Source organism: Butyricimonas paravirosa, from assembly GCF_032878955.1.
Taxonomy (GTDB): domain Bacteria; phylum Bacteroidota; class Bacteroidia; order Bacteroidales; family Marinifilaceae; genus Butyricimonas; species Butyricimonas paravirosa.
In genome coordinates this window covers 5261412-5280719 of the sequence record NZ_CP043839.1, presented here as the reverse complement: position 1 = coordinate 5280719, position 19308 = coordinate 5261412, and the positions used below count along the sequence as shown (strand labels likewise).

Annotated in this window: 20 protein-coding genes; 8 read left to right on the top strand and 12 right to left on the bottom strand. The window is 43.9% G+C overall.

The features are described from left to right. Positions 1-122: 122 nt before the first annotated feature. The 8 genes from miaA to F1644_RS21160 all read right to left on the bottom strand — a co-directional run bounded on the left by miaA (position 123) and on the right by F1644_RS21160 (position 6355). Positions 123-1031 carry a tRNA (adenosine(37)-N6)-dimethylallyltransferase MiaA gene (miaA, locus tag F1644_RS21195; protein ID WP_118305049.1) on the bottom strand — a complete coding sequence of 303 codons (909 nt, stop codon included), beginning with the start codon at positions 1029-1031 and terminating at the stop codon, positions 123-125. A gap of 95 nt (positions 1032-1126) precedes the next feature. Continuing rightward, complete coding sequence (locus tag F1644_RS21190) at positions 1127-1732, bottom strand: IS1096 element passenger TnpR family protein (protein ID WP_087419876.1); 606 nt, start codon at positions 1730-1732, stop codon at positions 1127-1129. Positions 1733-1745: 13 nt separating this feature from the next. Further along, positions 1746-2072: a CCC motif membrane protein gene (locus F1644_RS21185; protein ID WP_087419875.1), complete on the bottom strand. Its 327-nt coding sequence runs from the start codon at positions 2070-2072 to the stop codon at positions 1746-1748. Between the two features lie 10 nt (positions 2073-2082). Continuing rightward, positions 2083-2388: a DUF2752 domain-containing protein gene (locus F1644_RS21180; RefSeq protein WP_087419874.1), complete on the bottom strand. Its 306-nt coding sequence runs from the start codon at positions 2386-2388 to the stop codon at positions 2083-2085. Next, complete coding sequence (locus F1644_RS21175) at positions 2381-2716, bottom strand: CCC motif membrane protein (RefSeq protein WP_087419873.1); 336 nt, start codon at positions 2714-2716, stop codon at positions 2381-2383. The genes F1644_RS21180 and F1644_RS21175 overlap by 8 nt, the downstream gene beginning before the upstream one ends. Positions 2717-2733: 17 nt before the next feature. Then, a complete protein-coding gene (locus F1644_RS21170; protein WP_118305050.1) occupies positions 2734-3825 on the bottom strand; it encodes a pyridoxal-phosphate-dependent aminotransferase family protein in 1092 nt (363 codons plus the stop codon). A 262-nt stretch (positions 3826-4087) separates the two neighbouring features. Continuing rightward, positions 4088-4633, bottom strand: a complete 546-nt coding sequence (locus F1644_RS21165) for a hypothetical protein (RefSeq protein ID WP_118305051.1) — start codon at positions 4631-4633, stop codon at positions 4088-4090. A gap of 12 nt (positions 4634-4645) precedes the next feature. Then, positions 4646-6355, bottom strand: coding sequence for a hypothetical protein (locus F1644_RS21160; RefSeq protein WP_118305052.1), 1710 nt, complete (start codon positions 6353-6355; stop codon positions 4646-4648). A gap of 491 nt (positions 6356-6846) precedes the next feature. Between F1644_RS21160 and F1644_RS21155 the strand changes: the two genes are divergently transcribed. From F1644_RS21155 to F1644_RS21120, 8 genes are all read left to right on the top strand, one after another. Next, a complete protein-coding gene (locus F1644_RS21155; protein ID WP_317147139.1) occupies positions 6847-7437 on the top strand; it encodes a flavodoxin family protein in 591 nt (196 codons plus the stop codon). 229 nt (positions 7438-7666) lie between these two features. Continuing rightward, positions 7667-8023, top strand: coding sequence for a ribosome silencing factor (gene rsfS, locus F1644_RS21150; RefSeq protein WP_087419871.1), 357 nt, complete (start codon positions 7667-7669; stop codon positions 8021-8023). Between the two features lie 8 nt (positions 8024-8031). Next, on the top strand, positions 8032-10011 hold the full coding sequence (gene ftsH, locus F1644_RS21145; RefSeq protein WP_118305053.1) for an ATP-dependent zinc metalloprotease FtsH: 1980 nt from the start codon (positions 8032-8034) through the stop codon (positions 10009-10011). A 58-nt stretch (positions 10012-10069) separates the two neighbouring features. Beyond that, positions 10070-10279, top strand: coding sequence for a putative signal transducing protein (locus F1644_RS21140; protein WP_087419869.1), 210 nt, complete (start codon positions 10070-10072; stop codon positions 10277-10279). Beyond that, positions 10266-11081, top strand: a complete 816-nt coding sequence (locus F1644_RS21135) for a phosphatidate cytidylyltransferase (RefSeq protein WP_087419868.1) — start codon at positions 10266-10268, stop codon at positions 11079-11081. The genes F1644_RS21140 and F1644_RS21135 overlap by 14 nt, the downstream gene beginning before the upstream one ends. 36 nt (positions 11082-11117) lie before the next feature. Next, the gene (locus tag F1644_RS21130) at positions 11118-11789 is read left to right on the top strand and encodes a phosphatidylserine decarboxylase family protein (protein WP_087419867.1); all 672 of its coding nucleotides are present in this window, start codon (positions 11118-11120) and stop codon (positions 11787-11789) included. A 31-nt stretch (positions 11790-11820) separates the two neighbouring features. After that, on the top strand, positions 11821-12636 hold the full coding sequence (panB, locus tag F1644_RS21125) for a 3-methyl-2-oxobutanoate hydroxymethyltransferase (protein WP_087419866.1): 816 nt from the start codon (positions 11821-11823) through the stop codon (positions 12634-12636). A gap of 85 nt (positions 12637-12721) precedes the next feature. Further along, complete coding sequence (locus F1644_RS21120; RefSeq protein WP_118305100.1) at positions 12722-13411, top strand: RluA family pseudouridine synthase; 690 nt, start codon at positions 12722-12724, stop codon at positions 13409-13411. Between the two features lie 196 nt (positions 13412-13607). On the opposite strand, the gene F1644_RS21115 is transcribed toward F1644_RS21120, so the two are convergent. The 4 genes from F1644_RS21115 to F1644_RS21100 form a co-directional block, all read right to left on the bottom strand. Further along, the gene (locus F1644_RS21115; RefSeq protein ID WP_118305054.1) at positions 13608-16244 is read right to left on the bottom strand and encodes a zinc-dependent metalloprotease; all 2637 of its coding nucleotides are present in this window, start codon (positions 16242-16244) and stop codon (positions 13608-13610) included. 169 nt (positions 16245-16413) lie between these two features. Then, positions 16414-17694 carry a hypothetical protein gene (locus F1644_RS21110; protein ID WP_118305055.1) on the bottom strand — a complete coding sequence of 427 codons (1281 nt, stop codon included), beginning with the start codon at positions 17692-17694 and terminating at the stop codon, positions 16414-16416. A 19-nt stretch (positions 17695-17713) separates the two neighbouring features. After that, positions 17714-17917, bottom strand: coding sequence for a hypothetical protein (locus tag F1644_RS21105; protein ID WP_087419863.1), 204 nt, complete (start codon positions 17915-17917; stop codon positions 17714-17716). A 16-nt stretch (positions 17918-17933) separates the two neighbouring features. Beyond that, the gene (locus F1644_RS21100; protein WP_118305056.1) at positions 17934-19307 is read right to left on the bottom strand and encodes a RagB/SusD family nutrient uptake outer membrane protein; all 1374 of its coding nucleotides are present in this window, start codon (positions 19305-19307) and stop codon (positions 17934-17936) included. Between the last annotated feature and the right edge of the window lies 1 nt (position 19308).

The window sequence follows — 19308 nt, the reverse complement described above, 5'->3', positions numbered from 1 at the left end:
CATAACAATGGAGTATATCCTCCCCCTTACACTGGGGGAGAAACAAACGCAAGAAAGCACTACAATGTAACAATGGAGCATGTCCTCCCCCTTTCCAAGGGGGAGCTAGAGGGGGTTGGAATTTAAAATTTAAAATCAACAAGACTTAAAAGAAAACGTTTGATTTCATCTTTTTGATCCGGATGGAACCAATGAATATCAGCGTCATTGCGATACCAGGTAAGTTGCTTTTTTGCATATCGGCGGGTATTTCGTTTGATGAGCCGGATAGCCTCTTCCCGGTCAAACTTGCCATCAAAGTAATCGAACCACTCCTTGTACCCTACCGTATTCAAGGCATTCAGGTGGCGTAAAGGATAAAGACTACGGGCCTCCTCCTCCATTCCGTCCTCCACCATCTGATCCACCCGGCGATTAATCCGGTCGAACAATTCTTCTCTTTCCCGGTTCAACCCGATCTTCACGATGTCAAACTCCCGCTCCTTCACGCTCCCGGTCAAAAAAGAAGAATAAGGCTTTCCGGTCATCAGGCAAACTTCCAAAGCGTGCATGATCCGTTTGGCATTCTTCAAATCCACCGTGGTATATGACACGGGGTCCAACCTTTTCAACAACATCCGCAACGCCTCGATTCCATCCCGTTCAAACATCTCTTTCACGGAAAGACGCACTTCCTCGTCAATCGTGGGCATCTCGTCAATTCCCTTGCACACGGCGTCAATGTACATCATGGAACCACCCGCCATGATCACCACCTCTTTCGTCTCGAACAACTCCCGGATCTTCCGAAGCGCTTGTTGCTCGAACTCCCAACAATTAAAATAATTCCGGACAGACTCCGTTTGTATAAAAAAATGAGGAACTGCCTCCAGTTGCTCTCGCTCCGGCACGGCAGTTCCTATATACATTTCCTTGTAAATCTGTCGGGAATCACATGAAATAATCGACGTCCCATACATCTTGGCCAACTCAATACTCAAATCTGTTTTCCCCACTCCTGTCGGTCCAAGCAATACGATTAACGTCCCCATGCAAATTTTCGATTTAATAATTTTAGATTTTAAATTAAAAAAAATAAACCTTGTCCGGCTGGAATCTAAAATTTAAAATCTAAAATCCAAAATAATTAAAGTCTATCTATATAATCATCCAAACTCTCATAGCGTTCGTCACGATAGTACTCATCATCACCACCCCGGTCTTGGCGATCCTCGTCGTCATAATCCCCGTTACCGAACTCTTCCATGAAACTATCGTCATAATCCCCCTCGTACTCTTCCTCCGGCTTGTCAAACTCCCAATCAGCATTCCCATCCTCGTAAGAGAATTGTTCCGGAATATCCCCCTCACAAGCAACGCATACCGGCATCACGTCGGAAGAGTCACGGATATATTCCCCGGCATACTCTACCTTAAAATATTTGTTAGAGAAGAAATCATACACGTACTCTAATTCAAGACACCCCGGTTTAATGATGTCACTGATTTTCGTGTTGTCCATGACGAGCGTTTCATTTTCCTCGTCCTCTGTCGTCATATCCATCAATGCAATTTCTTTCACCCGGTTTCCCATCCGGTCAAGCGTGAAAAAAGATGCCATTTGAGAGCTGTCATAATTCAACGTCTCAACTATTTTATCGTGAAATTGTTGAAACGTCTGTTCTCCACCAACAGCAATCTCACATCTAAAATCCGAACTAGTCGGTAAACTGATTTCAAATCTGTAGTCCATATGTCATTTTATTTTAACCTAGCATCAATGCCGATCCGACGCCCAGCGCCGTTACACCCAATATCACTAAAATCACGAAAGCGACAACAGCCAACGCCACGCAGATTCCAACAATACCACAAACCCGTCCGGCACTAAGATTCTTGTAGGAAGCCTCCGTGTACTCTTCCGGATGTTCCAGATAAGCTCTCCGGGGCCCGGAAGCAATGGCTACCGCCAGGATTCCCAGCACCAACCCCACGAACCCGTAACACCAGCAAAACACCAGAGACAAAATCCCTAAAACCAACACTGCCGTCGCGTTAGGAAGATCCTTTTTCTTCATTTCCATTATCTCCATGGTCGTAATTTTAATGAATTATTAATTTAAGCAAATATGAAATTAAAATTATTAGCAAGCAAACAAAACCAGCAAATTTTATTGCCCCGGGAGTAATTTTTTTCACCCCTACAAAATGCGCCATGGCAAGGCCGATAAACACAATCAAGGGGATCAACCCCGGATAGATTTTCACGGATTCCCACAACTCTCCTTTCAAGAGCAACAGTATCGCAGTCTGGAATCCACATCCGGGACACTCGATCCCGAAAGTGTCTTTAACCAGACAAGGCAGTTGATGCCCCTCCAGCCACGTCCAGATGCTCAATTCATACATTTATCGTGTTGAGCAAATGGGGTTTTACCGAAGCATATACAGCAAAAATGACGGCAAGAATAACCGCCAGCAGGATGAGCGCGCCGATACAAATCCCGATGATGCCACATATTCTCCCGGCATTCAAGTTCTTATAGGATACTTCCGTGAATCGCTCCGGGTTCTCCAGATAAGCCTTACGGGGAGCCGAGGCCAGTACCACCGCCAGAATACCGAGTACCAACCCGATGATCCCGTAGCACCAGCAAAACACCAACGACAGCGCTCCTAAAACAAGCGCTGCCGTGGCATTCGGTAAGTCTTTCCTTTCTCCGTCAAAATCTCCCATAATTTATACCTTAAATTTTAAATATCATGAACCACTGTTTCCAGTATATCCATTGCCTCCTTGATCAGGTTGATGTTTGCCTGGGAACCCATATGTCCGATCCGGAATACTTTCCCGGCCAATTTACCATAATTGCCTCCCACGACCATCCCTTGCACTCTCAATTCCGAATCCAAGCGCTCCCAAGTCATGTGTTCCGGCACGTAAACCGCGGTCACGGTCGGGGAACACACGGCTCCTTCCACGGGGTAGATCTTCAATCCCATCTCCTTAATCCGTTCACGGCAGTAGGCAGCCACCTTCTCGTGACGAGCGATGCAACTCTCCAACCCTTCCTCGAAAATCAGCTCGCAAGCCTTATGCAACTGGGCTGTTCCCTGCCAGTAGGGCGTGTACGGAAAGTACCCGGTTTCGGTTACATTCCGGAAAGGTAACAATGCCTCGTATCCAGCGTAATTTACCTCCTCCACGATCTTCCAAGCCTCCTCACTCACGGAAAGGAATGACATATTAGCCGGGGCCGAGAGACACTTTTGCGAACCACCCAAGGCGAAATCCACGTGCCAATCGTCCACGTGTATCGGGGTCCCGCCCAGACCGGAAACGATGTCCACGCAAAGCAACAGTACCCCGTGTTTCACTTTCAAATCACCGATTTCCTTGACCGGGTTCGTCGTCCCACTAGGCGTTTCGTTCTGCACCATCGTGATCATCTTCGGCTTGAACTCCACGATCGCTTTTTCCACGGCATCAAAGTCATGAATCGTCTCATCATAACCGAAATCCAGCACCCGAATCTCGCATCCCAGCGCCTTGGCCATATCGCCGAATCCCTCACCGAACAACCCGGTAGAAAGCACCAGCACTCGATCGCCCGGTTTCAACGTGCTTTTTAAAGCCGTCCACAACACCAACATACCTTCTCCAGTCTGAATCACCACCCGGTTACGGGTTTCCATCATCTTCTGCAACAATTTTTCCGTATCCTTGTACAAAGCCAGATACTCCGGCTCAAAATCGGCAGACCCGAAATTCGTGGCAGCAACTTTCAAAATCTCCTGAGGGACAGCAACAGGTCCCGGCACTAACGGTATCAGATATTTTTCCATCTCTTTTGAACTAATATTTAATTTTCTTAACTCTTAATCATTCTTTTTTCTATCCGACCTATCTCCTTACGCAAGGAGATAAACTAATAACAATCAATTAATTAGTAGCGAAAAACATCACCCAGCACCTTCAAATACCGGATTTATTTCCGCCATTCCAAATATAGTAATAATTTCACGTGTCATCCAAATTTCTAATAACTTCTCTACAACAAACGTACAAAACACTTTTACCACAACAGTCCTCATCAATACCCTATAACTAATTCTCGTAACGATTCAAGATGTCGATGATATCACCTTTATCATTCCGGACGGTATCACGCACCCACTTACCGGGTTTATATTTCTTGAAAGGTATTACAATCTTGTTTTTTTCTGCCCGTGATAATTTATCGTAATCTCGAATACCCATGCCAAGTCCGAAGGAAACATGAAAAACGGTCAAATTCTCCCAAAAAAATACTTTTGCAGAATATTCATTACAGAACGTTTCTTTTTCCATATCATAAGGATACTCCACCGTGTAATACACTCGCCCCACGTTTTTCATGGAAATCGATGGATGAAGATCAGGCGAATTTTTCCTCACTCGCCTGTATCTGATAACAGGTTCTTTACACTCTCGGTAATAATCCGGTCCATGTTTCAAAACAACCTGTTTTGTTAACTTAATCAGCTTCTTATCAAGTTTCATTTTAGCGATGCTATCTTTTATCACGACCGTGTCTTGCTCTTGAGAATAAGCCATTCCATTAATCCCTAAGAAACAAAATCCAACAAGCAACACGAATTCAATTTTTTTCATCTTTACATTATTTTAAGGTATTTCTCTTCTACTAGGTCCATAAATATACATTTTTTTTAAATTATTCGGCATATCCACCGAATCTCCCGCAAATACTGTTTGAGAATAATCATACACGATCCCTGGTAATTCGGCACTTTTATCATCCACAGATGGCCCAGGATCACGTTCAAGACCAGGTGCAGCCCAAATCATAGGATAATGGGAATGTATTGTTCCTACTATCAAATCAAAAGTTTCCCTAGGATCATAGTTTTGCGGAGAATAAACAAAATGAACAGTTCCTTTAACGGGGCCAGTAAGTTTCACTGGTTCTCCTGGTATTGTTGGTCCACAATGATATTCTCCTGTTCTCGTATTCAAATAGACAAAACAACCGAATTCGCATGTTTCATGAGTACTTTTATGTTGCCTACTATAATTCACAGTCTCATTCCACAATTCTATCGCACGATTTTGGACCACAGGCAAGTCTTTAAACTTGGAAATCGAAGGGCACATTTCTTTTATAGTAACCGTATTGGAAGATATCTTGTTTGTCGTTCCCTCAATTTGTATAACGGCAACAAATTCAAAGGTTCCGGCAGAAATAGCTTTACGTGTATATACCATGTCTATTGTCTCTCCCAAGGAACCGCCTTGTCCTGTGGTTGACCGACGAACAAAATATTCTATATTTTCGATATTAGGAATACGTCCCTGAGGATTAGTATTATAAATATCTAACATTAAATAATACACATCACCAATCTCAACTTGACCAGATAAGGAACTTGTCTTTAAATTTACCACAATATTATCGGGTACTTGCTTTTCCTCAGTCAATTCTGTTCCCGAAGAATGAGGAGAACCTTCAGAACTTCCTCCCATGCCACCTCCCATACCACCTCCCGTACCTCCTGGAGAACTTGTCATCCAAAGAAACTCAAAAGTAATTTCACAATGATGCCTATCCTGGAGATAAGAAACTAATTGATTATAAAAATATATAGCAACCTCTTCATGAGAAGTTATCACATAAATAACATCGTCACTATCATCGAACATTAGTTCCAGTTCTAAATGTCCTGGAAGAGTACCAGCGACATCATGTACAACCGCCTCTAACCGATCTTTATTCATTTCACTTATTACAGCATTTCCCTCATAATCTAAATAATTGTGAGCAATAAGAGTATAACGTGCTGGAAAAACACCTCCAGTACCCCTTGAAAGAGGTGTAAATTGAGTTAAATCTGATTGACTAACAATCAATTTTTCATCAACAACAATACCTTTTTCTTGCCATTTTGTAGAAACAGAAGATCTTAGTACCCCCTGTACAAAAGGAGTGGATTTAAACTCTTTTTTATCTATTATTACAGGGTTCTCAATAATACTTTCTGACAAATATTTATCATTTTCACCAACTTCAATTGGAAATATTACCATTCCTTCAAGTGCATTATCTTTTAATAATGGCAATACATACCGCCATCCACTATTTCCTTGGAAAATAAGCGCAACTTCATTGGGAGGGAGATCTCCTTGATGCATCAACTTTTTCCATTGCTGTTCTCCATTGGGACTGGCTAATAAATGATCCATAAAAGCCTTTCCAATCTCATCCAATTTCTCCATCTGTATGTCTTTCCCCAAATAATCGTCATTACAAGACAAGAATATGGTCAAAACAAAAAAAATACTGGATTTCAAAAATTTAAAAACGACCTTCCTTTTCATTATATTCAAATTTTAAACGTAAAATATTTTTTACATCTTCACTAACGAATAATGACAGGAAAATTATCCCCCTACACTTTCAATTTCCCCAATCCTCCACATACACAAATATACAAATAATTTTATACTTTATTACATTCCTAACTATTTTTCCTACACTAAAATAATCGTTTTACTTGCCGTTTCTATCCGAATTGCCTCACTGTTACCAGACTGTTGCCTGCCTGTTAGGCGCCTTCGCCCGATCATCGCCGCCTTATCGCCCGATTATCGCCGCCATTTTAACAGGATTTATACAAAGATAACATACACCCTATTCCTACTTTAACATGTAACACACGATTAATAATAGATCACCCCGTACCTAACCCCCAGACCTATCCTATATAATAGTATATTATTACCTTTAAAAAAGGATATTCATTTTTTACACGATCAATATCTTTCCAAGTAAAAATAAATAGCTAATTTTGAATAATCACAAATTCACAATGAACGATCTCATGCAGAACATACTGATTATAAACGGAAGCCCCCGGAAAAACGGGAACATCTCGAAAATGTTGGAGGCAATAAAAGAAGAAAGTGAAAAACAGGGAGCGAACGTTTCAGTCATCCACGTTCACGATTTACAAATAAAGCCCTGTAACGGGTGCATGAGTTGCCGGAAAAACTTAACTTGTGTTCTCCCAGAAGACGGGGCTCAAACCACTCTTCAATTAATAAACAAATGTGACGTGCTGGTCGTCGGCTCCCCGTGTTACTGGGGAAACCTACCGGGAGAATTAAAACTCCTGTTCGACCGCATCGTTTACGGGATGATGGGCGAAAGCCCGAAGGGAATTCCCCTACCGCTACACAAGGGGAAAAAAGCCATCATCGTGAGTACCTGCACGACTCCCTACCCGTTCAATATACTTTTCAACCAAACGAGAGGAACCGTCAAAGCACTAAAGGAAATTCTCAAATGGAGCGGATTCAAGATCGTCGCCACCGTCGAGAGAGGCGGTACGAAAAAATCCCCCTTGCAGGAAAAAGATTTCCGGCTTTGTCGAAAAATCGCCCTTAAAGCCCTGAAATAATTACAATACAAACTAATTAAGAAAAATAAACCATCCGGAAGTTCATCCCTTGTCATAAAAAACAGGACAAAAACCGAACTTATTTTATGCCAATTCGTCATAATAGCTGATAGCGGGAATTACAGGTACGCTTTTTGTATAAAAAACAGTGAAGTGTACTTACAAAACACGTTTGGATTAAATATTAAAATGTATATTTGTACCTTAATTAGAAATTAGTTTTTAAAGAATGAGTGGAGCAGAAAAATTAGTGGAACAAATTATTGAAACGCTGAACAAAAATAAAGGGGTTAATATTGTAAAAATTGATTTGAGAAGAATTGAGAACTGTTTCTGTAGTTTTTTCGTAATATGTCATGGAACTTCCAACACGCACGTGGCCAGTCTTACAGACTTTGTCTACGACGAAGCCAACGAGAAATTGGGAGAAAAACCATTACACGTGGAAGGAGAACAACAAGCCCAGTGGGTGGTGTTGGATTACGGAAATGTGGTTGTACATATATTTCAAAAAGAACAACGAGATTATTATCAAATTGAAGATTTTTGGGCTGACGCGGAAATAACGAATGTAGAAGAAAATTAAAATTAAATATGGCAGAAAATAACAAAAAGGATAGTTTCAACTTCCCTCCTGTCGGGGGAAAAAACAATAAAGGCCCGAAATTCGGCGGCTACTGGTCGTTTATCATCATTGCCGCTTTCATTATCGGGATTCAATTTTTCAGTATGCCTTCGAATCCGGAACGGATCTCATGGCAGAAGTTTAAAACAGACCTTTTAGCGAAAGGAGAGGTAAAGGATATTTACATCGTCAGAAATGGCGGTAAAGCCGAAATCACCTTGAAACCGGAGAAAGTGGAAACCCACAGCGATCTGGTGGCAAAAGGATTTAATCAGAAAAGTGTAGGTCCGCAATACTACGTACCTTTCGGAACGCTGGAGCAATTTGAAAAGAATTTACAAGATGCACAGAAAGAATACCCGGAAGAAGCATCCGACGTATTCATTGACTATAAAGACGATTTCAACTGGTGGGGAGAAGTCATTACATTATTCCTGCCCATCGCGATATTCGTGGGAATCTGGATATTCTTCATGCGTCGCATGAGCAAGGGAGCCGGCGGTGGTGGCGGCGGTGGCGGCATTTTCAATGTCGGGAAATCCAAAGCGAAATTGTTTGACAAAGAATCCAACATAAAGATTACCTTCAAAGATGTTGCCGGGTTAGCAGAGGCCAAACAAGAGGTGGAAGAGATTGTATCTTTCCTCAAATCCCCGGATAAATACACCAAACTGGGAGGTAAAATTCCGAAGGGAGCCTTGCTGGTTGGCCCTCCGGGAACCGGTAAAACCTTGATGGCAAAAGCCATGGCAGGAGAGGCAAACGTGCCGTTCTTCTCCATGTCGGGATCGGACTTCGTTGAAATGTTTGTCGGCGTGGGAGCTTCCCGCGTACGCGACTTGTTCAAACAGGCTAAAGAAAAAGCCCCCTGCATCATCTTTATTGACGAGATCGACGCTATCGGTCGAGCCAGAGGGAAAAACCCGAACATGGGAGCCAATGATGAACGCGAAAACACGCTGAACCAATTATTGACCGAAATGGACGGTTTCGAAACCAATTCGGGAGTAATCATACTGGCAGCCACGAACCGGGCAGACATCTTGGATAGCGCCTTGTTGCGTGCCGGACGTTTCGACCGCCAGATATACGTGGATCTTCCGGAATTAAAAGATCGGGAAGAGATTTTCAAGGTTCACTTGAAACCGTTGAAACTCGCCGAAGACATTGACTACGCCTTTTTGGCAAAACAAACCCCGGGATTCTCCGGTGCGGACATCGCCAACGTGGCAAACGAGGCCGCGCTGATCGCTGCCCGGAAAAATAAATCGGCCGTGGAAAAACAGGATTTCCTGGATTCTATCGACCGTATCGTGGGCGGACTTGAAAACCGCAGCAAAGTCATCAAACCGAGTGAAAAGAAAGCGATTGCTTATCACGAGGCCGGACACGCTACCGTATCGTGGTTACTGCAACACGCTCACCCGCTATTGAAAGTAACCATCGTGCCGCGAGGAAAAGCCTTGGGTGCCGCTTGGTACTTGCCGCAGGAGCGCCAGATTACCACGAAAGACCAATTACTGGATCAGATGTGTTCCGTGCTGGGTGGACGGGCTGCCGAGGAAATCGTGTTTGGGGAAATATCCACGGGTGCGCAAAACGACCTCGAACGTGCCACGAAACAGGCTTACGCCATGGTATCCATCTACGGGATGAGTGACAAGGTGGGAATGTTGAGTTATTATGACTCCACGGGTCAGAGCGATTTCAGCTTTACCAAGCCCTATTCCGAGAAGACTGCAGAATTGATTGATGCCGAGGTAAAAGATATGGTTTCTGCCGCTTACGAGCGAGCCAAACAGCTATTGAGCGATCATAGGGAACAACACCGACAGGTGGCAGAATTGCTGATCGAACGAGAAGTTATCTTTAGTGATGACTTGGAAAATATTCTCGGGAAACGTCCGTGGACAGAAGAAGAGGAGACACAACAGCCGGAAGAATTGTAACGGCAAGGCGGAAGGATTCCCGACAGGAAAAAACAGTATAAACTTAAAACCGATGACTATGGAAAATTGGGTATCTGTTTTCACAACAACAAGCGAACTCGAAGCAGGGATCGTGAAAGATCTACTGGACGAGGCGGGAATCCCGGCCGTGATTTTGAATCAAAAAGATTCTTCTTACCAAACCTTTGGCGACATCAGCGTGATGGTCAGCCGGGATGACCAGGAAGAAGCCAAGAAAGTTATTAAAGACTATTATGATCGTGAGTAATTTTTTAAAACGAGCAATCAGCGGCTTGCTGTTTGTCGTAGTACTAACAGGGTGTATTTTCATACACCCCATTTGTTTTTATATCCTGTTCTTTATCATCAACATTCTTGGCCTGATGGAATTCAGCCGGATGGCGAAACACATGAACATCCACGTGAACCTGTTCTTCTGCATCCTTTGCGGGAGCGTACTGTTCACCGTGGGATTCTTACATAATTACATCAATTACAAGGACGGCTATCTCTATTTTTTCCTGTTGACCTTCATCATGTCTATCTGTGAACTCTACCGGAAAAGGGGAAACGGGTTCCAGAACATAGCCTTCTCCTACTACGCCTTGTTGTACATCAGTTTACCTTTCACGTTGCTAATATACCTACCCTACATGACCTCGGGGAAATGGATGCCGGAAATCATCTTTTTCCCGTTCTTGCTCGTGTGGGTTAACGATACCTTCGCTTACCTCTCCGGTTCATTACTCGGGAAACATAAACTTTTCCCCAGAATATCGCCCAAGAAATCATGGGAAGGAGCCATTGGCGGGGGACTGATGACCATTATTGTCGGTTTGTGCGTGTCTCCATATATCGAGGGTTACACGATCCGGGACACTGCCATTATTTCATGTATCGTGGTTGTTTTCGGGATATACGGGGATTTACTGGAATCCCTGTTTAAACGTAGCATCGAGATCAAAGATTCCGGCAACATACTACCGGGACACGGGGGCATTTTGGACAGATTCGATGCAATTATATTCACAATTCCCGCTATTTTTGTTTATATGGAATTCATGTATTAACTTTGCCCGCTGTTTTACTAACGTAACGAAATTAATATGAAGATACATAAAGCAGGTCATATATTATTGTTCAAAGCATTCGTACTCTTTGCTTTCATCAATGTACTCGTGTATGCCTTCATCCCTAATATCATTGTTTTCCGGGCGGTACTGATCGTCAGCGGAATTTTGTACCTCTTGATGGTAAACTTTTTCCGTTTCCCCAACAGGCACATTGTCGTGAAGGATAACACGATCCTCGCCCCTGCCGACGGGAAAATCGTGGTCGTGGAAGAAACCTTCGAACCCGAATACCTGAAAAAACAATGTATACAGGTTTCCATTTTCATGAACATCTTCAATGTTCATATTAACTGGTTTCCTATCAACGGAATAATCAAATTTTTCAAATACCACCAAGGAAGATACATGGCGGCCTACCTGCCCAAGTCTTCCACGGAAAACGAAAGAACAACCATTGCTATCGAGGCAACCAACGGACAAGAAATCGTGATGCGACAGATTGCCGGAGCCATGGCTAAACGTATTGTTTCATACGCTCCGGTCGGGGGGAAAGCCCGCCAGAACGAACATGCCGGATTCATCAAATTCGGTTCCCGGGTAGATTTGTACCTACCGTTAGGAACTAAAATTGACGTGAAACTCGGCCAAAAAGTAACGGGGTCGCAAACCCTTATCGGAACATTTCAAGAACCCGAATCCAAGTAATCATACCGAGGATTCGTAAATCATTATTACTATGTCTGTTCAAAAGAAAGTAAAAAGAGTGACCACCCACGTGTTATCAGAAATGAAACTCAAGGGGGAAAAGATAAGTATGTTAACGGCCTACGATTTCTCGATGGCTCAAATTATTGACAATGCCGGGATCGACGTGATTCTAGTGGGAGACTCCGCTTCTAACGTGATGGCCGGAAACGAAACGACCCTGCCGATCACGCTGGATCAAATGATCTATCACGGGGCATCCGTGGTGAGAGGTGTAGATCGCGCGCTGGTTGTCGTGGACCTACCTTTCGGTAGCTACCAAGGAAACAGTAAAGAGGCACTTTGCTCGGCAATCCGTATCATGAAGGAAACAAGTGCCGATGCCGTGAAACTGGAAGGCGGACGAGAAGTCGTTGAATCCGTAACACGTATCCTGTCAGCCGGAATCCCGGTTATGGGACACCTCGGACTGACCCCGCAAAGTATCCATAAATTCGGTACTTACGTGGTACGCGCCCAAGAAGACGCAGAGGCTAAAAAGCTGATCGAAGATGCCCACCTTTTGGAAGAGGCCGGATGTTTTGCCATCGTGCTGGAAAAGATTCCGGCAAAACTGGCTGCCCAAGTCGCCAAAGAACTAACCATCCCGATCATCGGAATCGGTGCCGGGGGTGGCGTTGACGGACAGGTTCTCGTGATTCACGATATGCTGGGAATCAATCAGGAATTTTCTCCTCGTTTCTTACGTCGTTACCACAACTTATATGCTGAAATGACAGGAGCCGTGGGTAATTACATCAACGATGTAAAAAGCGGTAACTTCCCGAACGAGAGAGAACAATATTAAAATTTTAGATTTTATGATTTTAGATTTTAGATTAAAAATCACGAATCATAAATCGTAAATCATAAATCAAAAATACATGAAGAATCTGGAAATATTATACGAGGATAACCACATTATCGCTATCAACAAAAAGGTTTCCGATATTGTGCAGGCTGACCAGACGGGAGACGAACCTCTCAGCGAGCGTGTTAAGGCATACATCAAAGAGAAGTACAACAAACCGGGGGATGTTTACCTCGGAATTCCTCATCGGGTCGATCGCCCGGTTAGTGGAGTCGTATTGTTCGCCAAAACCAGTAAGGCATTGGTAAGGTTAAACAAGATGTTCCAGGAACATGATCAGGAAATCACCAAAATATACTGGGCGATTGTGGGTAATCTTCCCGAAGAAGATCATGCTAAACTAACCCATTACATGGTGCGGGATGCTGAAAAGAATAAATCCTATGCTTACAATAAACCCAAAAGTGGAGCGAAAGAGGCCATCCTGGAATATAAATTATTGGGATGCGGACAACGTTACTATTTGTTGGAAGTAAAACTTTGCACGGGACGCCATCACCAGATTCGTTGCCAGTTGGCAAAGATCGGATGCCCGATCAAAGGGGACTTGAAATACGGTTTCCCCCGTTCCAATGAGGGAGGTGGAATCAGTCTTCACGCTCGGTCAATCACGTTCACTCACCCGGTGAAACAGGAAAAGATCACGATCGTCGCCCCTCCACCTATGAATGATACACTTTGGAAATTCTTCTACGAGAGTTTAGAATCATAAAAAAAGACTGTCCAAAAAGTCATTTTATTTCAAAAAACTCCTCCGTCACTTCGTGCCACCTCCTCTATAAACAGAGGAGGAGCTGGTGACTCTTCCCGAAGACAGGGAATATTTCAGCTCTCCCTCTGTTTATAGAGGGAGTACCCCGAAGGGGGGAGGGAGTTTTGAAAAATGACTTATCGGACAGTCCCGTTCATCATTTACTATCCTTCAAAGACTTATTCAACTTCATCAACAACGATTGATAGTGAATCTTCGTGTCACCTGTCGCCCCCGCAATCTTGGAATTTAAAAGCCGTTGAGCCTTCAAAGCCATATCCTGCAAGTACACTTTAGAATTATCAATCTCTCCGGTATTCACTTTCCTCACGAAACCATATCCATAACCGAATTCATTTAACGCCATCTGTTGTGCCACGTAACCGGGGCCATGTTCTTGCTCCACTTGTCGGAACTGATCAAGATATTTGTTAATCAATCCGGTTTCATCCAACCCGTAAGCCGCAATCTCTTCCACGGAAGGCATATAAGCCGCATCCGTCAACATCCGCAACGCTCCCCCTCCGGCATCTTTCAACGAACTGGCGGAAACATCCACGATAAATTGTTGCAGCATCTTGTCGGCATCCGTCAAAGCACGTCCTTTCACCGTGTTTTCAAACGCACCATTATACAAGTCTGTCAGGAATTCCTGAATCGTGTATGGATTAGATGCGAGATGAGATGACAATATGATATTTCCGGTCAAACGTTCCAACTGGTCCAGTATTCTTTTTTGCAGTACCGGAGTCATGTCCACTCCCATGGCGAAATTCTTTTTCAAATCCGTCTTGCTCAACCAATCCGAAGACTTGAACTCTTTCAGTATCCACGCCAAAGAAGCCCGTTGTTTTTCCTTTGAAACCGGCTCATGACGCTGTCCCTTCGTACCGTCTTTCACTTCCGTCAAATAGATACCTCCCACGTTATACATCACGTTCATGATATAACGATAGTATTGATTCGCCAATTGTTTGTAAAGCTCTTCCCGGTGCGTGAAATCCGCATCGTCATTTACCCATTCTCCGAGATTAGACAAGATATATTTCAAATTCTTTATCCCGTACTCCCCGGCTTTCATCGGATCATCCCCCAAGTCCTCTTCAATAGCACTCGGATCATAACGGGAATAAATCTGTTGCCTTCCATAACGATAGCGAGGGTCTCCGGCTTTCTCGTCCACCCAACTTTCAAGAATAGCTTGTTCTTCCCATTCATCATTCACCTGTGGTAAGGGCTGATAGTTCCATTTCACTAGGAAACAATCATATACACCTAAATCCGGTGGGGTCAAACGTACGCCCTTGTCTCCGGGTTGAGCCACGTAATTAAAACGAGCGTAATCCATGATACAGGGTGTTGTCCCATACGTGTTGGTAAAAGATGCGGAACGTAACGAATCCACCGGGTAAGCGGCAGAGGCCGACATATTGTGCATGAAACCGAGGCAATGCCCCACCTCGTGAGCCACCACGTAAGCGATGGATTCTTTCACGATGTCATCTGGCATCTTCTTTGCCCGCACGGACGGGTCGATTTGTGCCGTCTGCACGAAACGCCAGTTATTAATCAAACGAATCACGTCGTTATAGACCAAAACAGAGGCATTAACAATTTCCCCGGTTGTCGGATCCACCCACGACGGTCCCATCGCATTTGCCGTCGAAGAAGGTAAATAACGAATACAGGAATATTTCAGGTTATCCGGATCAAATTCAGGATCATCCTTCGGAAAATCACGTACCTGCACGGCATTCTTAAAACCGATCTTCTCGAAAGCCTCATTCCACCGTAGCGTACCCTCCTTTATCGGTTGTTTCCACAATTCCGGAAAAGCATCATCAATATAAAACACGATCGGTTTCACGGGTTCCACAAGTTCCCCCCGCTGAAAAGCCGCCATATCTTTAGGCTCCATACGCCAACGGTTGGCCAGCGTGTAATCCTGAATCCCATCCCTCTCCGTGGAGACGTGTTGTTTACTCGTGATAAAAATACCTACCCGTGAATCGGAAATCCGGGGACGCATCTTCTCTTCCGGTAATAACAATAGAGAACGGGTCACCGTGGCCGTCAACGGCATATTATCCAAGAACGAGAACGACATGAATTTCAACGATACTTTATAAGATAACATGGACTTCACGCTCAAATTATCATCAAACGCCTTGACTTCCCCTAAAGCAACACAATCTTTGTTAAAGACAGAATTCAACTGGATCAATCCCATAATCGTCGTCGGAAGAAAGGCAAATTCTTTCATATCCGTCGTGAATATCGGAGTCACATCAATCACCACGGCCGTACTGTCCGGCGTGTAAGCTGCAATCTTGTACGAGTACAACACGGCATCCGCAAAGTTCTTGTCGATAGCCTTTTTCAGAGAAGGTTCTTTCGGATTCGAGGTCACGAAAGCATTTACCTCATTCAGGTAAATAGTACTGTCGATCTTCGTGAAACGCACGTGTAACGGGTCATTTTGCTTGTAACCCACGTCACAGAAATCATTACTGGAAGTCGAGGTCAACGTGGACGCGAACAACATTTCCCGTCCCAGATATTTCACCGGAATCTCGAAATACAATTTCCCATCCACCTTGTGCAAGGTGATGAAATTACTCTTCACCGTCTCACACGATTTTTTCTGAAATAATTTGTCATAAGCACTCTTCTTCTCCGCCACCTTAGCCGTCACGGCATTTTTACCTTTCTTCTTCCGCCCAGCTGCCTCGGCATCCCGCAAACAAGGTAGCACGAAAAGTGCCACGAACAATACTAGCATCCATTTTTTCATACTTTTCAATTTTATATTAAGACATTAAAAGAGGTTCTAAAGTTTGTAAGGTTTATAAGGTTCATAAAGTAACAGGCGGCCTTCGGTAACCAGAACAGCCATGAACAAAACTTCCCGTAGAGAGTTCATAAACTTTATAAACCTTACAAACTTTATGAACCTTATAAACTTACTCTTCGACTTTCGTGAAGTGGAACACCAACGGGTAAAGATCCTTCATCGGGAACTCGTCCGGTTCACCCCATCCGGGATGTAGCTGGTCGTAGTATGATCTCGTCAGGAAGTCCGTCGGTTCATAATCCACGATTCGCAATTCCAACGTGGTATTTTTGTTCAATAATCTCACTCCCACGAAAACCCTGCGTTCGTCAATGCTCGTTGCAGAATAATTCACGTTCGCCTTGCTCAAATACAAGGTAATCACGTCCCGAGACGGCATTCCGGTTTGTTCATATAGCCTCCAAGGACCTTCCTCCCCGAACTCGGCTTCACAATTCCGCAGATACTTCAACAGATCACCCTGTACTTGATCCACGTTTAACGTATTACTTGCTCCGGCAATAAATTGAATCACATCGGTGGACCTATTGTCTAATGGAAGATTATCACAATCATTCGGGTCAACGTACCCGGCCATACGACGAATAAAACTCTCGCTCGTGATCTCGCTGAATGCCCATTTCCCAACTAACGCTTTAAAAGTCGTGGGGCCGGAAACCGTGATTGTCGTGGCCGCATTATTTCCTCGTTCAAACAAGCCCCCTTCCTGCATACGGAAAATCACTTTATCTTTTCCTTCTTCATTTTTCAAGAAACGGAGCGTGACATCGGCCGTAGATTTATAGTTCCCAACCATCACTAACTCCTGTTTCCCTCCAACAATCTCATAATGTTCCCCTAATACCGCGGTTGATGCCGGATCGATCTCAAAAGGAACACGCACCTCGTCATTCCGGGTATAATACATCTTTCCATTTACCATTAATCCCATTTTGACAATCACCTCGTTTTTCAGATCATATTTAGAATCCTCAAAAGAACACGAGAAAACATCTTTCGTCTCAACAGGAATCATCGCTACCCGGTTATTCCAAAGTTGGAAACCGTTCACCTCTTTCAATGCCAAACGAATTTCCCGTCGGGTAGTCACGTTTTCCTTCGGGGTAATCCAGATCGTGTCAATCGTTTTCCCCGGTTCAAGCGTGAAAGCATCCGTCTCGATCGTGTAATCCTCATCCAATATAGCCGACCCCGAAATATCAAAAGGAACTCTAACAGACTCTGTCACGGGAACGGAAGAAATAACCTCCACGGCAAGAGGTGCCGCCGCTTTCAAAATATAGATCGGACGCCCAAAACTTAACGTCGGAGCGTTATTATCATCATCCGAACAAGCTGTCAGGAAACAGGTCGCCAGCATCAGTACATATATAAATAATATCTTTCGCATAACTCGCTATTTTATCATGTTAATCACCATAAGCTTCATTATAGGCATCTCTTTTAGCCTGCACCATATCACTCTCCGCATTCGTCAACTTCGGTGGAGAGGGTAACCGGAATTCATTGTTAACATCCGTCACGCGAGGCGGCATATCCTTCACGTTCTCGCTACATCCCATCAAGGAAAAAACAAGTACTATAATCGCGATTATATATTTTATTGTCTTCATATCTGTCTCATTTTAATTAATACACATCATAACCGGGATTTTGTTCCAATGCCGGATTCAACGCTATATCCGATTTGGGTAACGGGAAGGTGTACAAGAACTTCTGCGTCTCGTACTTCACCCCGGCATATCCCCACCAGAATTCAGGACATCCATTTCGTTTCAATTCAAACCAACGGTCGCCATTCTCCATATAGAACTCTTTTCTTCGCTCATTCAATATAGCGGCCAACAAAGGAGTTAAAGCCTTACCCGTGGCATCTGTTTGTATCAAAGCATTCTGATCTACAACCGGTAACGAGTTCTCCGTATAATCCGTGTAAGACGAAATCCGGTGCGAGCGAATGAGGTTCAGATAATAAAGGGCATCTTTCGTGTTATTCAAATGTGCATAACTCTCGGCCATGATCAGGCACATTTCCGCACTTCGGATCACGGACCGTAGTGCCTTGCGATTCAATAACTTTTTAGTAAAGAACAGATCAAACCGAATATCATTTTCCTTTTCCGTGAATAAATCAATCAACCCTTGTGACACCGGACGTCCTTGCACGTAACCGAATTCCAAATCCGTGTAACCCAAATGTTTTTTAATCCCCGAACGTAAAAGTTCATTCCCTTTCTGGTCAACTTCACTCTGCATCATGGCCACGTATTCTTCCCCTTTCACCAAAGGATACACGTCCAGCACTTCTTTGGCCGTGGCGGCGGCCAGTTCCCATTCCTGTGTCCAGAAATAGGTCCGAGCCAAGTAAAATTTCATCACGTTTACATCAAAACGATACTGTTTATCGGCCTGATTCATCTTGATTGCAGTGGTCAAATCATTGATAATAAAATCAATCGTCTCCTGCATCCTCGAACGAGCCGGTTTACCTTCCATGTCAAAGGTCACCACTAACGGAACCCCATTCATCGTGGAAACCTTCGCCTTATCGTAAGGTTCACAATAAGCCCGCATCAGATTATAGTAACAAATCCCCCGTAACGCATAAGCAATAGCCATCGTCTTTTTCCCTAATTCAGAAGTCTGATCCTCCAGATTATCAAGGATAATATTACAATCCTTGATGACAGAATAAAGCGTTCCATAACGGGTAGTCATACTATTGATGTCCGTCCCCACGTACAAAGGCACCCGATCCGTCGTGTTCAAATCTCCATCAAGATTATCGGAATACCCTTCATAGGAAACCGTGGTCGTGTAAGCCCCTAAAATCGCATAATCATTTCCTTCATCTATATTCCGCAAATGATTATGGATCAACGCAGAAAACTCCTCGGCTGTTTCCGGGATCACCTGTCCCTTATCCTTCACGTCCAAATATTCCGTACAGGACGTGAAAGCGAAAAACAGCGCTAAACCTATATATAAACTTACCTTTTTCATA

Excerpts from the sequence above, each read along its gene's own strand:
- F1644_RS21190 (WP_087419876.1), bottom strand. The coding sequence starts at position 1,732 with ATGGACTACAGATTTGAAATCAGTTTACCGACTAGTTCGGATTTTAGA.
- F1644_RS21105 (WP_087419863.1), bottom strand. The coding sequence starts at position 17,917 with ATGAAGACAATAAAATATATAATCGCGATTATAGTACTTGTTTTTTCC.
- F1644_RS21155 (WP_317147139.1), top strand. The coding sequence starts at position 6,847 with ATGAACGATCTCATGCAGAACATACTGATTATAAACGGAAGCCCCCGG.
- F1644_RS21180 (WP_087419874.1), bottom strand. The coding sequence starts at position 2,388 with ATGTATGAATTGAGCATCTGGACGTGGCTGGAGGGGCATCAACTGCCT.
- ftsH (WP_118305053.1), top strand. The coding sequence starts at position 8,032 with ATGGCAGAAAATAACAAAAAGGATAGTTTCAACTTCCCTCCTGTCGGG.
- miaA (WP_118305049.1), bottom strand. The coding sequence starts at position 1,031 with ATGGGGACGTTAATCGTATTGCTTGGACCGACAGGAGTGGGGAAAACA.
- F1644_RS21130 (WP_087419867.1), top strand. The coding sequence starts at position 11,118 with ATGAAGATACATAAAGCAGGTCATATATTATTGTTCAAAGCATTCGTA.
- F1644_RS21110 (WP_118305055.1), bottom strand. The coding sequence starts at position 17,694 with ATGCGAAAGATATTATTTATATATGTACTGATGCTGGCGACCTGTTTC.
- panB (WP_087419866.1), top strand. The coding sequence starts at position 11,821 with ATGTCTGTTCAAAAGAAAGTAAAAAGAGTGACCACCCACGTGTTATCA.
- F1644_RS21160 (WP_118305052.1), bottom strand. The coding sequence starts at position 6,355 with ATGAAAAGGAAGGTCGTTTTTAAATTTTTGAAATCCAGTATTTTTTTT.
- F1644_RS21140 (WP_087419869.1), top strand. The coding sequence starts at position 10,070 with ATGGAAAATTGGGTATCTGTTTTCACAACAACAAGCGAACTCGAAGCA.
- F1644_RS21170 (WP_118305050.1), bottom strand. The coding sequence starts at position 3,825 with ATGGAAAAATATCTGATACCGTTAGTGCCGGGACCTGTTGCTGTCCCT.
- F1644_RS21115 (WP_118305054.1), bottom strand. The coding sequence starts at position 16,244 with ATGAAAAAATGGATGCTAGTATTGTTCGTGGCACTTTTCGTGCTACCT.
- F1644_RS21100 (WP_118305056.1), bottom strand. The coding sequence starts at position 19,307 with ATGAAAAAGGTAAGTTTATATATAGGTTTAGCGCTGTTTTTCGCTTTC.
- rsfS (WP_087419871.1), top strand. The coding sequence starts at position 7,667 with ATGAGTGGAGCAGAAAAATTAGTGGAACAAATTATTGAAACGCTGAAC.
- F1644_RS21175 (WP_087419873.1), bottom strand. The coding sequence starts at position 2,716 with ATGGGAGATTTTGACGGAGAAAGGAAAGACTTACCGAATGCCACGGCA.
- F1644_RS21165 (WP_118305051.1), bottom strand. The coding sequence starts at position 4,633 with ATGAAAAAAATTGAATTCGTGTTGCTTGTTGGATTTTGTTTCTTAGGG.
- F1644_RS21185 (WP_087419875.1), bottom strand. The coding sequence starts at position 2,072 with ATGGAGATAATGGAAATGAAGAAAAAGGATCTTCCTAACGCGACGGCA.
- F1644_RS21135 (WP_087419868.1), top strand. The coding sequence starts at position 10,266 with ATGATCGTGAGTAATTTTTTAAAACGAGCAATCAGCGGCTTGCTGTTT.